Below are 20,185 nucleotides of genomic sequence, written 5' to 3' on the forward strand. Positions count from 1 at the left end.
ACCTCTTCCCATTCCGAACAGAGAAGTTAAGCCCGCCTGCGCCGATGGTACTGCAATGCAATGCGGGAGAGTAGGAGGCCGCCACTTTTATCAGAAGCCCCGAGTCAGAAATGACCCGGGGCTTCGTCGTTTTTGTGCTTTTTTTATCAGCTTATTTGCTGGTCAGATGATACTGCGAAATACCGTTCACGGTGCGTCGTTTGAATCCGAATCGGTAGTTGCTCATCGCACGACCCAGCAGCGTGGGTGAGGTCTTCTTGTCGAAATAGCTGTACTTTTGTGAAAGTATGTCAAGTATCTCATTGGTACTCAGCCATTTCCCTTCTCCTTCCTTGGGCTTGAAGAATGTCTCACTGATCATCTCTACCAGGTCTACAGGTCTCTGATATGGGGCGTTCTCTTCTATCAGGGTGCTGATTTCCTCATTTTCCAGCCAGAAATGTTCTCCTTTATTAAATAGGTGAAGGGCCTGGGCATAGAGCTGATAATGGTTGATATTATCTTCGAAGTCGATGTTCTGGCCTTCGGGGATGCCCACACAGACGAAGCGTCGCGATCCGGTGGGGTCGACGAGTGGCTGCGGCTGGTTGGTGGTGCCGATGAACGAGGTGTAGCGACGATACTGCTTGATGGTCTTGCCATATGGTGGACGGAACTTCACATCGCTCGATGACAACAGATACTTCAGCACAATCTGCTGAGAATTGGTGGTTTTATCGAATTCGTCGATGTTGATCAGCGCAAACGAAGTGAGCGCGATGTTCAGGTCGAACTCGTTTTTGAAGTTCAGCTTATCATTGTAGTAGTCGCGCAGTTCTCGAGGCAATAGTATCTTGCAGAAGCGTGTCTTACCACACCCCTGACGACCAATCAACAGCGGCGTTAACGCATTGCCTGTCAGCTGTTTATCACTCTCGCGCCACTGGGCCACCATACCCACGAGCCAGCAGCGCAGATACTTCTCCCAGTGGGGCTGATTTGTCGGTACGCGCTTCGCCAGGTCGGCGATATAGTCGTGTCCGTCCCACTTTGGCAACTTGTTGAGCCAGGTGTTCACGGGGTCATACTGCTCGATGCGGTTGGAGTCGATGAAGCGGTTCACGTTCTGGTCCCAGCCCTTGATGCCCAGTTCGATGGCCTGCAGGGTCATGTCGTTGCGCACCTCCTCTGTCAGTGGCCTAAATGTCTGATCGTCAGCATATTTCATGCGATACTCGGCCACGCCCGTCATCAGATTTTTGCGCATGTCGAAGTTGCTGTTGAGGAATATCTCTGTGCGCATGGTCTGCAGGGTCTCCTCAGGGATGCTCTTCAACTTGTGCAGCTTGTGCTTCTTGCGATAATCCCCCTGGAGGGCCACGTCGTAGACAGTAGAAAATACGTTTTTCACCAGCTCTGGGTCTGTGTTCAGCACGGGATGCTCGAGCGTCATGCCCTGGGCGTGGGAGAGGGGGATCCCCTGGTCGAGCGACATGCTGGCGATGCGCATGAGCAGCTGCATCTGTCGGTCCTCGTCGGGCAGGTTGTAGTAGTCGCCGAGCACCTGCTTCACGATGAAGAGCCAGTTGAAGTGGTAGGTTCTGGTGATGGTGCGGCCCGGCATGAGATGGTCGCTCTCCCATGAGATGGCTACCGGTTCGGCCTCTGTCTGCGGCTTGGTATCGGCCTTGAAGGGACGGGCATCGGCGTTGAAGTAGAGTTCGGGGTCGGCACTGAGATAGACGGTACGCTCCAGTATGGGCTCCAGAAATTCGATGTCCAGTCCGAACTGGTTCTGATAGGCCCTTCGCGCCGTGAGGTAGACATTGCGGTGGAACTGCCTGATGTCCTCCTCTGTCTTTGGCAGCCGCTCGCCACTGTCGCTGAACAGCTCACCTCGGCAGACGATTTTCACGCTCATGCCCGAAGCGCCGAGAAACGTCATCAGCGTCTCGTCCATCCTAGCTGCCAGGTTGCGTACGCTGACGGCCTCTTCGTAGGACTTCAGTCCGTTCACCTCGACCACCACCAGTCCGTTATACTCGAGCAGTCGCTGTTTTCCGCCGTAGTTGTCGCAGTCTGCCGCGAAACAGATGCGGGGTAGGGCGATGGTGTGTATGCTGTCGGCCATAATCTCGCCGTTCTCCAGCCGCTTCGGCTTCATAAACTGGTAGTGCAGTCGCAGGTTGTACACGCGTTTGGCCTCCGGACTTTGGCGGATGATGTCTGCAAGCTCTTCCAGCGTGAGGCGGTTGATCACTTCTTTCTTGCGGTTTGTTTTCAATAAGGTAACTTTCATATCGACAATTTTATGATTTTTGATTAACATTTGCGTCACGATGAATTTTGACTGCAAAGATACTAAATTTTTATCAAATTTGCAAATATTTCTGCTTGAAAATTTTAAAAATCATTCTGAATCCTACTTAAACTTAATTAAACCATTGATAATAAGTTGATTACCAATTTTATCAACCCTACCTTGAATCCTACTTTAACCCTACATAAACCCTACTTGAATCCTACTAATAACCACCCTCAGATTACAAATAACCCCTACTTATTGCCGCATAAATGCCGCTTCTCTGGCAGTTATATACGTCCAAACTACCACTTACATACCGACTAACTATCAGTAAGTCGGTATGTAACTCTCCAATTCTCTAGAGAATTGAAGAGTTTACTCCCTGTAAACTGTGACTTTACCCGGAGCAAACTCTCACTTTAGCCGTTCTAAACTCACGATGAAGTGCCTTCTTTCTGTTAGAATTCATGTAGGGTTTATGTAGGGTTTAGGTAGGATTCAAGTAGGGTTTAAATAGGGTTTAATTTCTTTATAAATATTTGTTAATCAACTTAATATATTAATTTTAGTAGGGTTCGATGATTTTGTTACTTATCGATTTTTTTTTATATAATCTGATTATCTAAGGTCTTATATCTCTGGTTTTAACATTTACCGAGTTAAATGTTTTTCTAATTAAATTAGAAAACTAATTTGTCTTTTGGTCGTGTTAATGGTATTATTTTATTTAAATTCTGCTCATAAAATCCGTAACTTTGTAGCCTAAAAACATAGATAAATCAATGGCTAACAGAAACATTATTCTCCTACATCTATTGGAGTCAGATACATACGAGTTTTATGGCTCGCCAGCCTCTCTTTATGATAGGCATGAAGCCAAAGAACTGCTGATTGCGCAAACCAGCTTGAACAACCATTTCAGCAAGATGGCTGCACAAGGCAAGGATCTGGTGTATCGAAATGACTATTGCGAAATCCGCAAAGGTTGTATTTACGTTAAACCCACAACTAGAGGTAGGAAAAAAGAGACTATTTAATTATGACAAAAGAAATACTTAAGAAACCAATTCCAGATAAAGTTAAAACGTTAATTGACTATGCTCAGGGAGAAGGGTATTGTAATAATATCCTTCAAGGTGAAGCAACAGCAGAAGAATTATTAGCGATTCTGACACATTGTACACCATTAATGCCGCAGAAAGGTGTAGAGGAATGGCAGCGCGAGATGTTTCGCAAGGCATGCGATTACGTCTATAATGCTTATGAGAAGATAGTTCCTTTGGACTTTTCTAAAGTGAGTGGAATTGCGGCAGAGTCGCCTCTGGAGCTTGATTTGTTCAGGGATGTTCTTGATGTTCCTTTCCCTGCACCAGAACATCCAACATTTACATTCATCGATTTGTTTGCAGGAATGGGTGGGTTCCGTTTGGCAATGCAGGCTCAAGGCGGTAAGTGTGTCTTCTCATCTGAGTGGAATACATTCTCTCAAAAAACGTATTTTGCAAATTTTGGCGATATGCCATTTGGTGACATCACGAAGGAAGTTACTAAGTCGTATATCCCTGATCGCTTTGATGTTTTATGTGCAGGTTTCCCTTGCCAGCCTTTTTCTATTGCAGGTGTATCAAAAAAGAAAAGCCTTGGCAGAGAGACGGGTTTCAAAGATAAAACTCAGGGAACTCTTTTCTTTGATGTGGCTGATATTATAAGTCGGCATCGCCCCAAAGCCTTCTATCTAGAAAACGTTAAGAACTTAACTTCGCATGATAAAGGCAATACGTTCCGCGTCATAAAGGAAACATTGGAGGAATTGAACTATTCCCTTCATTATTTGGTAATGGATGGTCAGACATACGTACCACAGCATCGTGAACGCATAATGATCGTAGGTTTCGATAAGGAACGATATCATGGTGAGGAAAACTTTGAATTCCCAGAACAGCATCAGGCAACACGAAGTGTCAAGGAAATCCTTGACCCAAACATTGATCCCAAATATACGCTAAGTGATAAGTTGTGGGAATACCTTCAGAATTATGCAGAGAAACATCGGGCTAAGGGCAATGGATTTGGTTATGGTCTTGTAGATCTCAATGGCATTACGAGGACACTAAGTGCTCGCTATTATAAGGATGGTTCAGAGATATTGATTCCCCAAGAAGGAAAGAATCCTCGCCGACTTTCTCCGCGTGAGTGTGCTCGCCTTATGGGTTATCCTGATGAGTATATGATAGATAAGGTTTCTGATGTTCAGGCTTATAGACAATGTGGTAATTCAGTGATAGTACCATTGATTACGGCTGTATCAGAAAATATTATAAAATGTATGGAGGCTTAATTATGATTGAGGAAAACTTACAAGATGCGATACTGCTAGTTCATGATTCTGCGTACGCATACTGCCATTATATTACTCCCAACGATGTAGGATTAACAGGCGGGCACCAATATGGCTTCACATTTGCTAAGCCATGCTATAAGATGTTCTTCGAGGAGCCTGGTGTAAAGGGGTCTAATAAGGATGTATTTGTCGAGATTGATTGGCAGAAAGATCTGATAAAGACACAAAGTCGTGCCATTTACTATGGTGTTGGAACAAGAAATGAATATAGGCTAACAAGATTTGGAAATGGTTTCGAGTTCCTTCGAGAAGAATATATCGGAAGCCTTCAGATTATGACGAGGAACCATGAAGGCAAATATTATGCATACGTATTATCAGACCAAGATAATATCGAGAAATTCATGGATTTGTTCAGTCTGGATGTGACAAAAGGTAATCAGGTAATTGACGGATCTTCTACAATATCTCCAGATGAAAAACTTAAGAACGACTTTATATCTTTTATTGATAGTCATCTGGATTTTCCTGATACTACTGAAATGGCCGCTTTTGTTCGAGCTTGTGTAATAAAGGCAAATAATTATACTGAACGGAAAATAGCAGAAGAAGCAGATAAAATTATATTAAAGTGGACTGATGCTGAATATCAGCTGTTCCGTGGATTAGAAGAGAAAATATACAGTCCAGTTTACTCTAAGCCATTTGAAAATTGTCAGAGTCTCGTTGACTTTTCAAACTCAATTCTCAACAGAAGAAAGTCAAGAGCTGGAAAATCTTTGGAACATCATTTGGCTGAAATATTCAAAGCCTCTCATTTGAGATTTGAAGAACAGGTAGTAACGGAAAACAATAAGAAACCAGATTTCATTTTCCCTGATGGTAAAAGCTATCATAACATTCTTTTCCCAGCAGACAAGCTGACAATGCTTGGAGCTAAGACTACTTGTAAAGACAGATGGCGCCAAGTCCTTAATGAAGCGGATAAGATTCCGCATAAGCATCTGTTTACATTGCAGAGAGGTGTTAGTAGAAATCAGTTGCAAGAGATGAAAGACGAACATCTGACTCTGGTTGTTCCGAAAGACAACATCTCGCTATTTATTCCTGATTTCCATGACAATATCATGTGCCTTTCTGATTTTATAGGAATGGTTCGGGAACGTCAGAACTAGTCAATATAACTAGACACGAGAGAAAAAGATCAAGCAATCGAAAATGAAGGGAGTCGTATACAAATGCACATTCTCTGACGGGAAAGTATATATAGGCAAGTCTGTTCATGTATACCAAAGGATGAAGGAACATATAAACAAAATCAATGGTCCTTCAAATCCCGGCTTTTATGATGCTTATAAAAGACTTGGCGAACCTGAGGTTGAGATTCTGTTTGAAAAGGATTTTACGAATCTTTTAGAAAGGGAAGTGACTTTGTCTAGTATGGAAAGATACTTCATTAATATTTATGATGCAACAAACCCCGAATGTGGTTATAACAAAAGAAATACATCTCCCTTTACTCCGGGTGCTAAGAAAATAATAGACGAAAAGATAAACGAAATAACTCAGAATCTATTAGATGAGAGATTAAAGGATTATGAAGTTATCAAAGAAAAACTATTAAATAAGAAAGAACTATTGAATCCGGCAGAGCTTTTCTTCATTAAAGAAAAGTTTAGAGAAAAGAATGCATTCCAAAATGCAATTGATCATTTTGATTTCTATAATTATGAAAACAACTCGGATTATGATCTAGAATTCTTAATTGACGATGCTCTCCGTTTCATTAAACATATTATTGAAACTGATACAGAAAAGGAAGTTGAAGATTATATTAACAATAATGCTGACTTGGTTTTTGGCAATATAAATGATAATACGATCCTTAAAATCAATCAACTTGGGGAGATTGTAAAAGAGTATCAATCCTTAAACGAAGTTTGTGAAGAATTGAATATCGTCCGTCCTGATAATATCAGATATGTTTTACGCGGAAGGCAGAAAATGGCATACAATCATTATTGGATGTATAAAAAGGATTATGAGGAAAAGAAAAAGCATCTAGAGAAAGATTTATTTAATTAAGAACGAATATGAAGAAACTTTTATTACTACTTATGATTCTATTACCAACGTTGGCCAATGCACAGGTAAGCTATGGTGATACATTTTGGGGTAGTTATAACATGAAGATTAATGTTTCAACTGAAAATGATTCCATCTTCCTGAATGTAATTTATACAGATGAGAAGCGTAAACTTACTGATACCCCCAAGCTTTTACTTAGACTGATGGATGATGTTGTTATTTCGCTCGAAGGTGTTAATATGTCAAGTCAAAGCAAATCTGATGGTGGTGTGATATTGTATGGGGTTTATGTAGAATCTAATCACTTTATTAGCGAAGCGAAGTTCCCAATTGCCAAGGAGCAGATATTACTTTTAGAGAAAGGGGTTAAGAAACTAAGACTTAACACTTCCCCTAAATTCCATGATAAAGAATGGTCTCGTGACAAAATAGGAAAGAAATTATTTAATGCTTATTTGAGAAGCAGTTCTAATTCCTTTGAAGATGGATTCTAATGATGACTCTAAGAAAAATATACGTAGCAAGTAGTTGGCGCAATGAGTTTTATCCAGAGGTTGTTGCCAAGTTAATGGAAGCGGGGCATGATGTCTATGACTTTCGTAATCCGCCATCGGGGGATCCTGGGTTTAAGTGGAGCAGCGTAAGTGAGGATTATATGGAGTGGACCCCGGAACAATATCGTGAGATGCTGAAGCATCCGAAGGCAGAACGGCAATTTCATAATGACATTGAGGCGATGGATGCTTGCGATACTTGTGTTATTGTATTGCCTTGTGGCAGAAGTGCTCATACTGAGGCAGGATGGTTTGCGGGGCGTGGGAAACTCACCATTGCCTACATGCCTGAGAAGCAGGAGCCTGAACTGATGTATAAACTCTTCGATGGTGTGGCTTGTTCGATAGAAGAATTAATTGATGCTCTGAAATAAACTTTCTATGGATAAACTCTCTCCAGAACAACGGCACAAAACGATGGCTTCGATTCGTGGGAAGGATACGAAGCCAGAGATGATTGTGCGGAAAGGGCTGTGGAGTAGGGGATTCCGTTATAGGCTGAACTCGCCGAAGCTGCCTGGGCATCCGGATCTGGTATTGAGGAAGTACAGAACGTGTATCTTTGTGAATGGGTGTTTTTGGCATGGACATGATGTTGAATTGACGGAGAGATTTCTCGACTGCGCTCGAAATGACAGAGGGGGTGAAATAAAAAACTCCGAGTGTTGCAAGATTCCAAAGTCGAATCGGGAGTTTTGGGTGGCGAAGATTCGGAGGAACCAAGAGAGGGATATCGAGGAGCAGAAGCGTTTGGCAGAAATGGGATGGCATTGTATCACCATCTGGGAGTGTGAGCTGAAACCATCGAAGCGTGAGCAGACCTTAAAGTCGTTGGCCTTTACGCTGAACAAGATTTGGCTGGATGATCATTCCGTCGTTGGAAGGCCTTATCCAAAACGTGAGGAAGAGGATGGGATGCTCATGGCAGCAGATAATAGCGAACGAGAATGAAACAAATAGAAGTAGTTGCAGCCATCATACACGATGATGAAGGCCGTATCTTTGCCACTCAGCGAGGATATGGCGATATGAAGGATGGGTGGGAGTTTCCTGGTGGGAAAATGGAGCCAGGGGAATTGCCGGAGGACGCGCTTAAAAGAGAAATCCAGGAAGAACTCGAAACGTGTATTGTTGTGGAGCGGTTGGTAAAGACAGTGGAGTGGGATTATCCCCAGTTCCATTTGACGATGCACTGCTACTGGTGCCATGTGGAGAGTGGATCGCTCACGCTGAAGGAACATGAGGCCGCACGCTGGCTCAGTCATGATCAATTCGACAGCGTGGACTGGCTGCCTGCGGATAAGGTTGTAGTGGAGGAGCTAAAAAAAGAGCTCGCCGCTGCGAGCCCTCAGTCATTACTAACCTAAAACGTTACAAACTTACAAATGCAATTAACTAAAAACAAAATCGATATGAATCAAAACTGATGCAAAGATACGGTGATTCGGGGCTGTATACAATTATTTGGCTGTTTTCTTTCCTCGTTTGTTGCGACAGGCATGCTGATTTGCGACAAAAAAGGGGATTGGGCTCCTTTTTTGTCGGGAAGGGTGGCGCATGGGGAGATCTCTCGACTATGCTCGAGATGACATTCCGTCTATTTCACTTCTAGTTCGCCGGAGTAGGAGATATGGTCGCGCTGGCGGGAGGTGACGTCGATGGACGAGTTGCCATTGCTGAAAACCTTTATCAGATAGATGTAGGTGTCTTCTTCGTTGGTCACGTTGATCTCGATCTGTCGTTCTCCACTATTCTTCAGGCTCTCCCTGTAGCTGCCGATGCGCTCAGAGAAGTTCAGGCCTTTGCCACCACCATAGGGTACATTGTAGGCTCCACCGAAATAGGGCAGGTAGGAGATGAGAGAGTCGTTTCTTACTTCTACCGAATAACCGTAAGAGACGCTTCTGGAACTGCCTTTCATCGGATACATGCGGTTAACGGCAATCTTATAGTCTCTTGCCTCCAGGGCCTTGGTCACTTTGGCGGCCTGTTCTGCAGCCCTTGCTGCACGCTCTTCTGCACTTGCACATCCGCTCAGCATCGCACAAGCCGAAGAGCCTAACAGGATGGAAAACAATAGTTTCTTCATAGTGGTTACTTCTTAAGTGAGGGCAGTTTTTCCTTGATGAGTTCGCGGGCATCGTCCTCGCTGATGGTGAACACATGGTTGAATACGCCGACTGACACCATTCTGAACTCGTCTTCGTGGTTGACAACGCCGACATTATAGAAAGTGTGGTCGCGAATGATCAGACTGGAATTGAGGTAGGCGTCTACGGCCTCGATGGCAACCGCCGTTCCAATGGAAGCCAGGGCACCGTTGATTGAATTGTTGTTCATCTCTGAATTTACCACTTTTGACACAACGCCTTTAATAGCCTCGCGGTGGGCATCGCGGTCTGGGCAAGTCATCATCAGGCCGACGGCAATGGCTGCCAGAACTACAACCAAAAACAAGAATTTCTTCATTTCCTTTATTCTTTATTATATTAATGTCTGCAAAGTTACTGAAAAGATTTGGATAATCAAAATCTTTTTCATAATTTTGCAGCAGATTATAGATTTAATAAAATAGTTGTCTTATGGATTGGTTACATATTGTGGCTGTCATAGCGCTGGTGGTTATCGGCGTGGTGATTTACTTTAACAAACGTCAGGGGTAGTTATAAATAGCCGCGTCACTTGCTGCGCTTGAACTCCAGTTTCTTGGGCAGTTTCTGCCATTTCCCCTTGTTGGGTATCTTGAACGTGCTGCCATCGACATATTGGAGGATGTAGATGGAGTCGTTCTGCTGGGTGAGCGTGGCGGTAAGGTCTTCGCTGCCGAAGTCGTTGATCATGGCGAGGCTGGCGGTCTTGTCTTTGATGTCGGCAGAGGTGATGAGCCAGCAGTAGGAGTTGTTCCTCTTACCAAGGTAGCCGGGCAGTTTGCCTAGGAGTTCTTGGCCGGGTACGGTGATGCTCTCCTCGCAGAGGTCAATCCTGATAAACAGGTTGTATTCATTATTTATAAGGTACGCGCGAAAGGGGGCGCAATCGTTCTGGGCAGATGCGAGTAGCGTGAAGTGGAAAACGAAAAGTACCAATATTAACTTCTTCATATTCAATGCTTTTTCTTAATTGCTGACAAAGTTACTAATCTAAATCATTATTTTGTCTACGTTTAAAAAAATATTAGCGAAATCATGCGGGAATTTAGAAAAATTTAAGTAACTTTGCGCCCAATTATAATTAGAACATGGCAAAAAAGCAGTTAATGCCAGACTTCATCTTCGAGTCAAGTTGGGAAGTCTGCAACAAGGTAGGGGGAATCTATACAGTCCTTTCGACACGTGCCAAGACCCTACAAGAGGCACTTCAGGATAAGATTGTTTTCATCGGTCCTGATTTTTGGAAAGAACAAGAGAGTCCTTATTTCAAAGAGGACAAGACCCTTTTCGCCGATTGGCAAGAAGAGGCTAAAGAGCAGGGGCTCAAAGTGAGGGTAGGACGTTGGACGGTACCCGGAGAACCAATCGCAATCTTAGTGGACTTTAATCCGTTCTTTGAGAAGAAGAACGAGATATATGGATGGCTGTGGGAGAACTACGGCGTAGACAGTCTTCACGCTTATGGCGACTATGACGAGGCTTCGATGTTCTCGTATGCCGCTGCCCTTGTGGTAGAGAGCTACTATAACTTCTGTCTTAATAGCTCAATGAAGGTGATCTATCACGCCAACGAGTGGATGTGCGGTCTCGGTGCCTTGTATATCAACAACAAGTTGCCGGAGATCGGTACCATCTTTACAACCCATGCCACAAGCATCGGCCGAAGCATTGCCGGCAACATGAAACCGCTTTATGACTATCTCTTCGCCTATAACGGTGACCAGATGGCCGGAGAGCTGAATATGCAGTCGAAGCATTCTATTGAGAAGCAGACGGCCCATTATGTGGACTGCTTTACGACGGTGAGCGACATCACGGCGAAGGAGTGTGTGGAGCTGCTCGACAAGCCTGTCGACGTGGTGCTGCCTAACGGCTTTGACAACAGCTTCGTGCCCAGTGCCCAGAAGTTTGCCCGTAAGCGCAGCGTTGCCCGCAGAAAGATGCTGGATATTGCTAACGCTCTGCTTGGAGAAGACCTTGACGATGATACGCTACTTGTCTCGACCTCAGGTCGTTATGAGTTCAGAAATAAGGGCATCGATGTGTTTGTGGAGGCTATGAACCGTCTGCTTCGCGACCGTGACCTGAAGAAGAAGGTGGTGGCTTTCATCGAAGTGCCTGGATGGGTAGGGGAGCCCCGCAAGGACCTGCAGGAGCGCCTGAAGAGCGGTAAGAAGTTTGACACGCCACTCGACGTGCCCCAGGTGACCCATTGGCTCCACAACATGAGTCACGACAACGTGCTGGGTATGATGAAGTACTACGATATGCACAACCGTAAGGATGAGAACGTGAAGGTGATCTTCCTGCCTTGCTATCTCGACGGTAACGACGGTATCGTGAACCTGACCTACTATGATGTGGTGCTGGGTAACGACCTCTGCATCTATCCGTCGTATTATGAGCCTTGGGGCTATACCCCGCTGGAGGCTGTGGCTTTCAAGGTGCCTTGCATTACGACCGACCTGGCTGGTTTCGGCCTCTGGGCCAATACGGTGTTTGGCAAACCCGGAGATATTCAGGACGGTGTGAAGGTGATTCACCGTACAGACTACAACTACTCAGAGGTGGCCGATAATATCAAGGACACGGTGGCTTTGTTCTCAGGTATGACAAAGAAGCAGGTAGATGCCTGTCGTAAGAATGCCGATGCCCTGTCGAAGAAGGCCCTCTGGAGTGAGTTTATCAAGTATTATTATGAGGCTTATGACATTGCCCTGCGCAAAGCCGAAGCCAGAAAGAAGTGAACAGAGAACATATTATAGAATTCAAATAGACTAATTTGAGAGATTATGAAAATTAAAGCTGATTATGCAAATGCTCCGCAGTGGAAAACTCTGACCGTGAAGTCAAGTCTTCCTGAGCAATTGAAGTGTTTGGACGAGATTGCCCACAATATGTGGTGGGTATGGAACTTCGAGGCACGTGACTTGTTCCGTGACCTTGACCCTGAGATTTACCATGAAGTGAAGCATAATCCTGTGATGCTCCTGGAGCGCCTGAGCTTTGGCCGTAAGGAGGAAATCCTGAAAGACAAGTCGTTGATGAAGCGCGTGAAGGATGTTTATGCACAGTTCCGTAAGTATATGGACGTGAAGCCCGATGCATCTCGTCCGTCAGTGGCCTACTTCTGTATGGAGTATGGTATCCACTCTGCCCTGAAGATTTATTCAGGTGGTCTGGGTATGCTGGCTGGTGACTATGTGAAGGAGGCTTCTGACTCTAATGTAGACATGTGTGCCGTGGGCTTCCTCTATCGTTTCGGCTACTTCACACAGAGTCTGTCGATGGACGGACAGCAGATTGCCAACTACGAGACACAGAACTTCGGCAGCCTGCCCATCGAGCGCCAGCTTGACAAGGACGGCAACCCGCTCGTGGTGGATGTCCCCTATACCAACTATCAGGTTCATGCCTATGTATGGCGTGTCAACGTGGGTCGTGTGAAGCTCTATCTGCTCGATACCGACAATGAGATGAACTCTGACTTCGACAAGCCCATCACCCACGCCCTCTATGGTGGCGACTGGGAGAACCGTCTGAAGCAGGAGATCTTGCTCGGTATCGGTGGTATGCTGCTGCTGAAGAAGCTAGGTATCAAGAAGGATATCTACCACTGCAACGAGGGTCATGCAGCCCTCTGCAACCTGCAGCGTCTTTGCGACTATATCGAGGAGGGTATGTCGTTCAACCAGGCTATGGAGCTGGTTCGCGCCTCTTCACTCTATACCGTTCACACACCCGTACCTGCCGGTCACGACTACTTCGACGAGGGTCTGTTCGGTAAGTATATGGGTGGCTATCCCGCTAAGCTGGGTATCACTTGGGATGAGTTCATCGGCATGGGCCGTACGAACCCCGACGACCACGGAGAGAAGTTCTGTATGTCGACCTTCGCCTGCAACACCTGTCAGGAGGTAAACGGTGTGTCTAAGCTTCACGGATGGGTTTCTCAGAAGATGTTCGCTCCTATCTGGAACGGCTACTATCCTGAAGAGAACCACGTGGGCTATGTGACCAACGGTGTTCACTTCCCCACATGGGCTGCTGCTGAGTGGCGTGCCGTCTATGGCAAGTACTTCGATGAGAAGTTCATGAGCGACCAGTCGAACGAGGAGATCTGGCACGGTATCTACAACTGTCCCGATGAGGAGGTTTGGGCCACCCGTCAGGCTCTGAAGGCTAAGCTGTTCGATTATATTAAGGTACAGTTCCGTGAGACTTGGTTGAAGAACCAGGGTGATCCCTCACGTGTAGTGAAACTGCTGGAGCGTTTCAATACCAATGCCCTGGTGATCGGCTTCTGCCGCCGTTTCGCTACCTACAAGCGTGCCCACCTGCTGTTCACCGACTTGGAGCGTCTTTCAAAGATTGTCAACAACCCCGAGCGTCCCGTTATCTTCCTGTTCGCAGGTAAGGCTCACCCCGCCGATGGTGCCGGTCAGGGCCTGATTAAGAAGATCTTCGAGATTTCTCAGCAGGAGGAGTTCCAGGGCAAGATTATCTTCCTTGAGGACTATGACTTCCTGTTGGCTCGTCGCCTGGTATCTGGTGTTGATATCTGGATGAACACACCGACACGTCCGCTCGAGGCTTCCGGTACCTCTGGTGAGAAGGCCGAGATGAATGGTGTTGTCAACCTCTCCGTGAAGGACGGCTGGTGGCTGGAGGGCTATCGTGAGGGTGCCGGATGGGCGCTCACCGAGAAGCGTACCTACCAGAACCAGGGTTATCAGGATCGTCTCGATGCTGCTACCATCTACGGTCTGCTGGAGAACGAGATTATTCCTCTCTACTATGATAAGGATTATAAGGGCCTCTCTAAGGGCTGGATCAAGGTGGTGAAGAATTCTATCGCACAGATTGCTCCTCACTATACGATGAAGCGTCAGCTCGATGACTACTATGAGAAGTTCTACAACAAGGAGGCTAAGCGTTTCAAGGAGCTCTCCAAGAACGACAACCGTCTGGCTAAGGAGATTGCCCAGTGGAAAGAAGCCGTGGTGGAGCGTTGGGATGCCGTCAACGTGGTAAGCGCTGAGTGGGACTTCCCTGCTAATGGCTGCGAGGCTGGTCAGAAGTACCATATCAAGTATGTGATCAATGAGCAGGGTCTCGACGATGCCGTTGGTCTGGAGAAGGTGAATGTCTTCATCAACAAGGATGGCGAGGAGCGCGTGTACAATGTAGAGCCGCTGAAGATGACTGGTCATGAGGGCAATAATTACACCTTCGAGGCTGACTTGGCTCCCCAGCAGTTCGGTCAGTACAAGAGTGCTATCCGCATGTATCCGAAGAACAAGAACCTGCCTCACCGTCAGGACTTCTGCTACGTGAAGTGGCTGGAGCTGCCGGCATTCAACGGCTAATCGTTGGAGGCAAGTCTGTATAATAGAAGAGCCCGGGTTCTCATTGGAACTCGGGCTCTTTGTAGTTTTCAAGGATAAATCGTCCTAAAGGATTGTCGCGGTTTCGCTGGCCGGTATTGACGATGAGGTCAGACATCTCACGGTGCAGGCTGTCGACGGCCCTGAGTCTTGCCAAGTGGACTATGCTGTCGCTGTCCTGGCGCTCTATAATCCTGAAGAGTTTGTTACCCATCCGCTGGATGGCATCGTTCATCTGTTGCCACTCGTTGTTGAGATTGGTGCCGGAGATGCGCGACGGAGTAGGGGGCAGGTTCAACTCAACGGCTATCGTCCCATGGTCGGGGAAGAAGACGGCGGCGCACGCAGGCTGCCGTTTCAGGTAGACACAACAGGGGACTGTCTCGTCGGCCGGTCCCTCTAACCAGAATTTGCCGCCACTGACAGTCGTCAGGGCGAAAGGCAGTCCGGGGGTAGAGCCATGGGCCAGACAAATCGTGTCACCCTCCTTTAACTGATGGGCGAAGCCGTTGACCTGGTATGAATCGGACTGGCAGGAAACGAGCAAAAGCCCCATCGCTGCCAGTCCAAATATAGATTTGCTGTTCACTTTTAAATAATGTAGAGGTCGCTGATGCTCTGGTTGTCGATAACACGGTGGATGGCCTCTGCGAACATGTCGGCTACCGACAGCTGCTTCACCTTGGCGCAACGCTGGGTGTAGGGGATAGAGTCGGTGAACACAATCTCTTCGAGGGCAGACTCCTGTACACGGTCGCTGGCCGGACCAGACATCACACAGTGGGAGGCACAGGCACGGACGGTCTTGGCACCGTGCTCTTTCATCAGGTCGGCAGCCTTGGTGATGGTACCGGCCGTGTCGACCATATCATCGACAATCACAACATTCTTACCTTCCACTTCACCAATGATCTGCATCGTTGCAACCACATTGGCACGAGCACGGGTCTTGTTGCACAATACGAGCGGACAACCGAAGTACTTGGCATAGGTGTTGGCGCGCTTTGAACCGCCTACATCAGGTGAAGCGATCACCAGGTCGTCCAGTTTTAGCGACTCCAGATAGGGGATAATCACATTTGATGCATACAGATGGTCAACGGGTACATCAAAGAATCCCTGGATCTGGTCGGCGTGCAGGTCCATCGTGATTACACGGTTCACGCCAGCAGCACTCAACAGGTCGGCAACGAGCTTGGCACCGATGCTCACACGGGGTTTGTCCTTACGATCCTGACGGGCCCATCCGAAGTAGGGGATGACGGCGTTGATGGTGCGGGCTGAGGCACGCTTGGCAGCATCAATCATCAGCAACAGCTCCATCAGATTGTCTGAATTGGGGAAGGTGCTCTGTACGAGGAAAACGTCGCGTCCGCGGATGCTCTCCTCATAACTAACGGCAAACTCCCCGTCGGAGAATTTAGTAATCAGTAGTTGTCCTAAAGGACAGCCTAAACTTTGACAGATTCTCTCTGCCAGATATCTCGTGGCCGTACCAGAGAATACCATGTAAGAGTTTTTTTCAGGCATTGTTTATTGTATCTTTAAGTTCATGATTCTAACTTATCGTCTTGCGCAGCTTCTCGAAATGGTTCAGCAGCGCCTTGTAGTCGATCTCATTGTGGATGTTAAAGCGGTTCCACAGGTCGCCACAGATGACGATGCCTCCGAAGCCGAGGTCCTTCACTGCTTTGATGGTGTCGAGGTTCATACCGCCCAAGGCATACACCTTCTTGTCGATGAGGCCGTTCTTGGCGGCCTCCTCTAACTGTGCCATCGTGAACGACGCCTTTTCGTCGACATTCGTCTGACTGTCGAAGATGGAGTGGAGGAACACATAGTTGGCTTTCTTCTTTGCCTCCTTCAGTTCCTCAATCAGATGGCAGGTGCGCGACACGTTACCCTTGTAGCCTGACGGCGGTTCCGTGTGGGCGTCGTCGATATGGATGCCCTTTAGGCGATATTCCTCTTTCAGGTAGAAATGTCCGTGGACGGTAATCTTGCTATGACAACCTTCTCCGAGCAGTGTCAACAGCCGTTCCGAGTACATCGGAGAGGCTCCGGGTTTGTAAAGATGCAGGTTCTCCAACCCCTCCTCAAAGAGATTGGCCAGAATCTTATCTTCTTCAACGAAGAAGGTCGGTTTTGTCATTACTATGAGCTTCATTTCAGCGATAGTTCTCTTTCTAAAGTGCAAACTTACACATTTTTTTCGATATTATTCCCACTTTCGGCAAAAAAATGGCTTTTGAGGTGTATTTTTCGGAAATTTATTGTAATTTTGCAATCCGAAAGGAGACAAAATGGTATAAAAGTAAAAGGTTTATTAATAAAAAGGTAAAAAGAAAATGAAAGCATTTGTATTTCCCGGACAGGGAGCACAGTTCGTAGGTATGGGTAAGGATCTTTATGAGAACAATCCTCTTGCCAAGGAACTTTTTGAGAAAGCCAACGAGATTCTCGGTTACCGTATCACTGATATTATGTTCGACGGAACGGACGAGGAGTTGAAGCAGACCAAGGTGACACAGCCTGCCGTCTTCCTCCACAGTGTGATCTCTGCCCTTTGCATGGGTGAGGCTTTCGATCCCAAGATGACCGCTGGTCACTCTTTGGGTGAGTTCTCTGCCCTGACAGCTGCCGGTGCCCTGAGTTTCGAGGATGGCCTGAAACTGGTGTATGCCCGTGCCATGGCTATGCAGAAGGCCTGTGAGGCTCAGCCTTCTACGATGGCTGCCATTATCGCCCTGCCTGACGAGAAGGTAGAGGAGGTATGTGCCGAGGTGAGCAAGATGGGTAAGGGCGTCGTGGTTCCTGCCAACTACAACTGTCCCGGTCAGCTGGTGATTTCTGGTAATGTGGAGGCTATCGAAGAGGCTTGTGAGCAGCTGAAGGCTGCCGGTGCCAAGCGTGCTCTCGTGCTGAAGGTGGGTGGTGCTTTCCATTCTCCGCTGATGCAGCCCGCCAAGGATGAGCTGCAGGCTGCCATCGAGGCTACGGAGATCAAGACACCGAAGTGCCCCGTCTATCAGAATGTGGATGCTAAGCCCCATACTGACCCTGCTGAGATCAAGGCAAACCTCATTGCCCAGCTCACCAGCAGTGTGCGTTGGACACAGAGCGTACAAAACATGATTGCCGACGGTGCCGACGACTTCACAGAGTGCGGTCCTGGTAAGGCTCTTCAAGGAATGATCGTTAAGATTAACAAAGAGGTCTCTGCCCATGGCATCGAGTAAAATCATTATCTATCAGGTCTTTACGCGACTTTACGGCAATCGCAATACCACCCGAAAGGAGAACGGTACGATTGACGAGAATGGCTGCGGAAAGCTGAATGACTTCACGCCCACTGCCCTGAAGAAAATCAGGGAAATGGGCGTGAGCCATATTTGGTATACAGGTGTCATCCGACATGCTACCCAAACCGACTACAGCGGTTATGGGATTCCCCGACAGCATCCTGCCGTCGTGAAGGGGAAGGCCGGCTCTCCCTATGCCATCGCCGACTACTACGACATCGACCCCGATCTGGCCGTCAATGTGGAGAATCGTATGAAGGAGTTCGAGCAGCTAGTCGAGCGTACCCATAAGGCTGGCATGAAGGTCATCATCGACTTCGTGCCTAACCATGTAGCTCGTCAGTATCACTCCATCTGCAAGCCGGAGGGGGTGAAGGATTTAGGAGAGGATGATGACCCCCAGATGGGATTTGACCCCCAGAACAACTTCTATTATTGTCCTGGACAACGCTTTACACCATATCTCGACCTCTATCATGGTGAAGCAGAGCCTTATTTCGAGGAGCCTGCCAAGGCCACGGGTAATGACTGCTTTCATAATGCACCGGGCATGAACGATTGGTATGAGACCGTAAAGATCAATTATGGTCTCGACTACTATGCCGGTCGTGTGGGACATTTCAATCCTATTCCCAATACATGGAGTAAGATGACGGACATCCTTCTCTTCTGGGCCCGTAAGGGTGTTGACGGCTTCCGCTGTGACATGGCAGAGATGGTGCCCGCCGAGTTCTGGCACTGGGCTACTGATAAGCTGAAGTTCGCTTATCCCGACCTCATATTCATCGGCGAGGTCTATAACCCTGCGGAGTATCGTAACTATCTCGGTGCAGGCTTTGATTATCTCTACGACAAGGTAGGTATGTATGATACTGTGCGTGACGTCATCTGCGGACATCAGTCCACCCATGCCATCACGGGTGCTTGGCAGCAGACCGATGACATCCGCGACCACATGCTCTATTTCCTCGAGAACCACGACGAACAGCGTGTGGCCAGCAGTTTCTTTGCTGGAAATGGACGGAAGGGCGTGCCGGGACTCGTCGTCTCAGCCCTGCTTCAGCAGAATCCCTTGATGATCTATGCCGGACAGGAATATGGTGAACAGGGTATGGACAAGGAAGGCTTCAGCGGTCATGACGGTCGTACCACCATCTTTGACTACTGGAGTATCGATACTCTTGTACGGGCTGCCAAGCGCAAACTGACGAAGGAGGAGAAGGAGTTGAAGGAAGCCTATGATAAGGTGATGAATGTCGCCGTTACGGAGAAGGTTGTTGCCGAAGGCGTCTGCTTCGACCTCATGTATGTCAACGACCAGTATCAGCGCCAGTATGCCTTCCTCCGTAAGGCTGGCAGTGAGACGCTGCTTGTAGTGGCTAACTTTGACGACCTGCCCGCGACGATGGATGTCACTATTCCTGCCCATGCCTTCGACTATCTGAAATTGAAGGAACGCAAGAATGTCACCATGACAGACCTGCTCACCGGGAAGGAAATCAAACGACAGCTGCATCGCGACTGTTATGTGTCCGTCGACTTGGAACCCTTAGGTGCGGTCGTCCTGAAATTCAAATCATAAAGACTTATGGCAGACTATATCTTAAACGACCATAATAAAGAAGAGTTCCCGCCCGCACATACGGCGGAGCATTTGCTGAACCAGACGATGATACGGCTCTTCGGCTGTGAACGGTCGTATAATGCCCATATCGAACGAAAGAAGAGTAAGATGAGCTTCTATCTGGACTCTAAGCCATCGCGCCAAGAGGAGAAGGAAATCGAACGGCGGATGAACGAATTGATTGAGGCCGACCTGCCCGTTACGTTTGAGTTTGTGACACGCGACGAGCTGCCTGAGGAGGTGAGTCTCGACCGTCTGCCAGATGATGCCTCTGAGACCATCCGACTTGTGCGCATCGGCGACTACGACGTCTGTCCCTGCATTGGTAAGCATGTACGCTCTACATCACAGATTGGACGATTCGAGATGCTCGGTACCAACTGGGATGAGCATGAACGTTCGTTCAGAGTTCGTTTTAAGATAGTATAATAAACAGTATAAAAGAAAAAATCCCT

At 47.3% G+C, this 20,185-nt stretch carries 18 protein-coding genes, 1 rRNA gene and 1 pseudogene; 13 read left to right on the forward strand and 7 right to left on the reverse strand.

Annotated features, from left to right (window positions below):
- Positions 1 to 87 (forward strand): 5S ribosomal RNA (gene rrf / locus BMY16_RS08010); the annotation flags it as partial.
- Positions 88 to 151: 64 nt separating this feature from the next.
- On the opposite strand, the gene BMY16_RS08015 is transcribed toward rrf, so the two are convergent.
- Positions 152 to 2,278 carry a BT4734/BF3469 family protein gene (locus BMY16_RS08015; protein WP_170836046.1) on the reverse strand — a complete coding sequence of 709 codons (2,127 nt, stop codon included), beginning with the start codon at positions 2,276 to 2,278 and terminating at the stop codon, positions 152 to 154.
- A 788-nt stretch (positions 2,279 to 3,066) separates the two neighbouring features.
- On the opposite strand from BMY16_RS08015, the gene BMY16_RS08020 reads away from it, so the two are divergent.
- From BMY16_RS08020 to BMY16_RS08055, 8 genes are all read left to right on the forward strand, one after another.
- Entirely contained in the window at positions 3,067 to 3,321 is a 255-nt protein-coding gene (locus BMY16_RS08020; RefSeq protein WP_091841521.1) for a hypothetical protein, read from the forward strand.
- A gap of 2 nt (positions 3,322 to 3,323) precedes the next feature.
- Entirely contained in the window at positions 3,324 to 4,622 is a 1,299-nt protein-coding gene (gene dcm, locus BMY16_RS08025; RefSeq protein WP_091841522.1) for a DNA (cytosine-5-)-methyltransferase, read from the forward strand.
- Between the two features lie 2 nt (positions 4,623 to 4,624).
- Entirely contained in the window at positions 4,625 to 5,800 is a 1,176-nt protein-coding gene (locus tag BMY16_RS08030; RefSeq protein WP_091841524.1) for a type II restriction endonuclease, read from the forward strand.
- A gap of 121 nt (positions 5,801 to 5,921) precedes the next feature.
- Positions 5,922 to 6,710, forward strand: a complete 789-nt coding sequence (locus BMY16_RS08035; RefSeq protein ID WP_091841525.1) for a hypothetical protein — start codon at positions 5,922 to 5,924, stop codon at positions 6,708 to 6,710.
- An 8-nt stretch (positions 6,711 to 6,718) separates the two neighbouring features.
- Positions 6,719 to 7,207 carry a hypothetical protein gene (locus BMY16_RS08040; RefSeq protein ID WP_091841527.1) on the forward strand — a complete coding sequence of 163 codons (489 nt, stop codon included), beginning with the start codon at positions 6,719 to 6,721 and terminating at the stop codon, positions 7,205 to 7,207.
- Positions 7,207 to 7,641 (forward strand): nucleoside 2-deoxyribosyltransferase, encoded by a 435-nt coding sequence (locus tag BMY16_RS08045; protein WP_244512982.1) that lies wholly within the window; start codon positions 7,207 to 7,209, stop codon positions 7,639 to 7,641. Before BMY16_RS08040 ends, BMY16_RS08045 begins: the two co-directional genes overlap by 1 nt.
- 7 nt (positions 7,642 to 7,648) lie before the next feature.
- On the forward strand, positions 7,649 to 8,218 hold the full coding sequence (locus BMY16_RS08050) for a very short patch repair endonuclease (RefSeq protein ID WP_091841529.1): 570 nt from the start codon (positions 7,649 to 7,651) through the stop codon (positions 8,216 to 8,218).
- Entirely contained in the window at positions 8,215 to 8,634 is a 420-nt protein-coding gene (locus BMY16_RS08055) for a (deoxy)nucleoside triphosphate pyrophosphohydrolase (protein WP_091841531.1), read from the forward strand. The genes BMY16_RS08050 and BMY16_RS08055 overlap by 4 nt, the downstream gene beginning before the upstream one ends.
- Positions 8,635 to 8,864: 230 nt before the next feature.
- Here BMY16_RS08055 and BMY16_RS08060 read toward each other — a convergent pair whose 3' ends face one another.
- The 3 genes from BMY16_RS08060 to BMY16_RS08070 form a co-directional block, all read right to left on the reverse strand.
- Positions 8,865 to 9,356: a DUF4251 domain-containing protein gene (locus tag BMY16_RS08060; RefSeq protein ID WP_091841533.1), complete on the reverse strand. Its 492-nt coding sequence runs from the start codon at positions 9,354 to 9,356 to the stop codon at positions 8,865 to 8,867.
- Between the two features lie 5 nt (positions 9,357 to 9,361).
- Positions 9,362 to 9,736 (reverse strand): hypothetical protein, encoded by a 375-nt coding sequence (locus BMY16_RS08065; RefSeq protein WP_091841534.1) that lies wholly within the window; start codon positions 9,734 to 9,736, stop codon positions 9,362 to 9,364.
- Positions 9,737 to 9,945: 209 nt separating this feature from the next.
- Complete coding sequence (locus tag BMY16_RS08070; protein ID WP_091841535.1) at positions 9,946 to 10,368, reverse strand: hypothetical protein; 423 nt, start codon at positions 10,366 to 10,368, stop codon at positions 9,946 to 9,948.
- 137 nt (positions 10,369 to 10,505) lie between these two features.
- On the opposite strand from BMY16_RS08070, the gene BMY16_RS08075 reads away from it, so the two are divergent.
- Both BMY16_RS08075 and glgP read left to right on the forward strand, forming a co-directional pair.
- Positions 10,506 to 12,164 carry a glycogen/starch synthase gene (locus tag BMY16_RS08075; RefSeq protein WP_091841536.1) on the forward strand — a complete coding sequence of 553 codons (1,659 nt, stop codon included), beginning with the start codon at positions 10,506 to 10,508 and terminating at the stop codon, positions 12,162 to 12,164.
- Between the two features lie 45 nt (positions 12,165 to 12,209).
- Positions 12,210 to 14,786, forward strand: a complete 2,577-nt coding sequence (glgP, locus tag BMY16_RS08080) for an alpha-glucan family phosphorylase (RefSeq protein ID WP_091841538.1) — start codon at positions 12,210 to 12,212, stop codon at positions 14,784 to 14,786.
- A gap of 40 nt (positions 14,787 to 14,826) precedes the next feature.
- Here the strand turns inward: glgP and BMY16_RS08085 are convergent, their stop codons facing one another.
- Genes BMY16_RS08085 through BMY16_RS08095 form a run of 3 tightly spaced genes read right to left on the reverse strand, consistent with a single transcriptional unit; the run spans position 14,827 to position 16,971 of the window.
- Entirely contained in the window at positions 14,827 to 15,393 is a 567-nt protein-coding gene (locus tag BMY16_RS08085; RefSeq protein WP_139207171.1) for a DUF4369 domain-containing protein, read from the reverse strand.
- 2 nt (positions 15,394 to 15,395) lie between these two features.
- Positions 15,396 to 16,334, reverse strand: coding sequence for a ribose-phosphate pyrophosphokinase (locus BMY16_RS08090; protein WP_091841542.1), 939 nt, complete (start codon positions 16,332 to 16,334; stop codon positions 15,396 to 15,398).
- A gap of 28 nt (positions 16,335 to 16,362) precedes the next feature.
- Positions 16,363 to 16,971, reverse strand: a complete 609-nt coding sequence (locus tag BMY16_RS08095) for a thiamine phosphate synthase (RefSeq protein WP_091841543.1) — start codon at positions 16,969 to 16,971, stop codon at positions 16,363 to 16,365.
- 181 nt (positions 16,972 to 17,152) lie between these two features.
- Between BMY16_RS08095 and fabD the strand changes: the two genes are divergently transcribed.
- Positions 17,153 to 18,043 carry an ACP S-malonyltransferase gene (gene fabD, locus BMY16_RS08100; RefSeq protein ID WP_091841545.1) on the forward strand — a complete coding sequence of 297 codons (891 nt, stop codon included), beginning with the start codon at positions 17,153 to 17,155 and terminating at the stop codon, positions 18,041 to 18,043.
- Positions 18,030 to 20,159 (forward strand): annotated as a pseudogene (locus BMY16_RS08105) (alpha-amylase family glycosyl hydrolase). Before fabD ends, BMY16_RS08105 begins: the two are co-directional and overlap by 14 nt.
- Positions 20,160 to 20,185 lie beyond the last annotated feature (26 nt).

The sequence above is a fragment of the Prevotella sp. ne3005 genome, assembly GCF_900110085.1.
Lineage (GTDB): Bacteria > Bacteroidota > Bacteroidia > Bacteroidales > Bacteroidaceae > Prevotella.

What these genes read in the sequence shown, in the direction of transcription:
- BMY16_RS08015 (WP_170836046.1), bottom strand. Translation starts at nt 2,278, where the DNA reads ATGAAAGTTACCTTATTGAAAACAAACCGCAAGAAAGAAGTGATCAAC.
- BMY16_RS08020 (WP_091841521.1), top strand. Translation starts at nt 3,067, where the DNA reads ATGGCTAACAGAAACATTATTCTCCTACATCTATTGGAGTCAGATACA.
- dcm (WP_091841522.1), top strand. Translation starts at nt 3,324, where the DNA reads ATGACAAAAGAAATACTTAAGAAACCAATTCCAGATAAAGTTAAAACG.
- BMY16_RS08030 (WP_091841524.1), top strand. Translation starts at nt 4,625, where the DNA reads ATGATTGAGGAAAACTTACAAGATGCGATACTGCTAGTTCATGATTCT.
- BMY16_RS08035 (WP_091841525.1), top strand. Translation starts at nt 5,922, where the DNA reads ATGAAGGAACATATAAACAAAATCAATGGTCCTTCAAATCCCGGCTTT.
- BMY16_RS08040 (WP_091841527.1), top strand. Translation starts at nt 6,719, where the DNA reads ATGAAGAAACTTTTATTACTACTTATGATTCTATTACCAACGTTGGCC.
- BMY16_RS08045 (WP_244512982.1), top strand. Translation starts at nt 7,207, where the DNA reads ATGATGACTCTAAGAAAAATATACGTAGCAAGTAGTTGGCGCAATGAG.
- BMY16_RS08050 (WP_091841529.1), top strand. Translation starts at nt 7,649, where the DNA reads ATGGATAAACTCTCTCCAGAACAACGGCACAAAACGATGGCTTCGATT.
- BMY16_RS08055 (WP_091841531.1), top strand. Translation starts at nt 8,215, where the DNA reads ATGAAACAAATAGAAGTAGTTGCAGCCATCATACACGATGATGAAGGC.
- BMY16_RS08060 (WP_091841533.1), bottom strand. Translation starts at nt 9,356, where the DNA reads ATGAAGAAACTATTGTTTTCCATCCTGTTAGGCTCTTCGGCTTGTGCG.
- BMY16_RS08065 (WP_091841534.1), bottom strand. Translation starts at nt 9,736, where the DNA reads ATGAAGAAATTCTTGTTTTTGGTTGTAGTTCTGGCAGCCATTGCCGTC.
- BMY16_RS08070 (WP_091841535.1), bottom strand. Translation starts at nt 10,368, where the DNA reads ATGAAGAAGTTAATATTGGTACTTTTCGTTTTCCACTTCACGCTACTC.
- BMY16_RS08075 (WP_091841536.1), top strand. Translation starts at nt 10,506, where the DNA reads ATGGCAAAAAAGCAGTTAATGCCAGACTTCATCTTCGAGTCAAGTTGG.
- glgP (WP_091841538.1), top strand. Translation starts at nt 12,210, where the DNA reads ATGAAAATTAAAGCTGATTATGCAAATGCTCCGCAGTGGAAAACTCTG.
- BMY16_RS08090 (WP_091841542.1), bottom strand. Translation starts at nt 16,334, where the DNA reads ATGCCTGAAAAAAACTCTTACATGGTATTCTCTGGTACGGCCACGAGA.
- BMY16_RS08095 (WP_091841543.1), bottom strand. Translation starts at nt 16,971, where the DNA reads ATGAAGCTCATAGTAATGACAAAACCGACCTTCTTCGTTGAAGAAGAT.
- fabD (WP_091841545.1), top strand. Translation starts at nt 17,153, where the DNA reads ATGAAAGCATTTGTATTTCCCGGACAGGGAGCACAGTTCGTAGGTATG.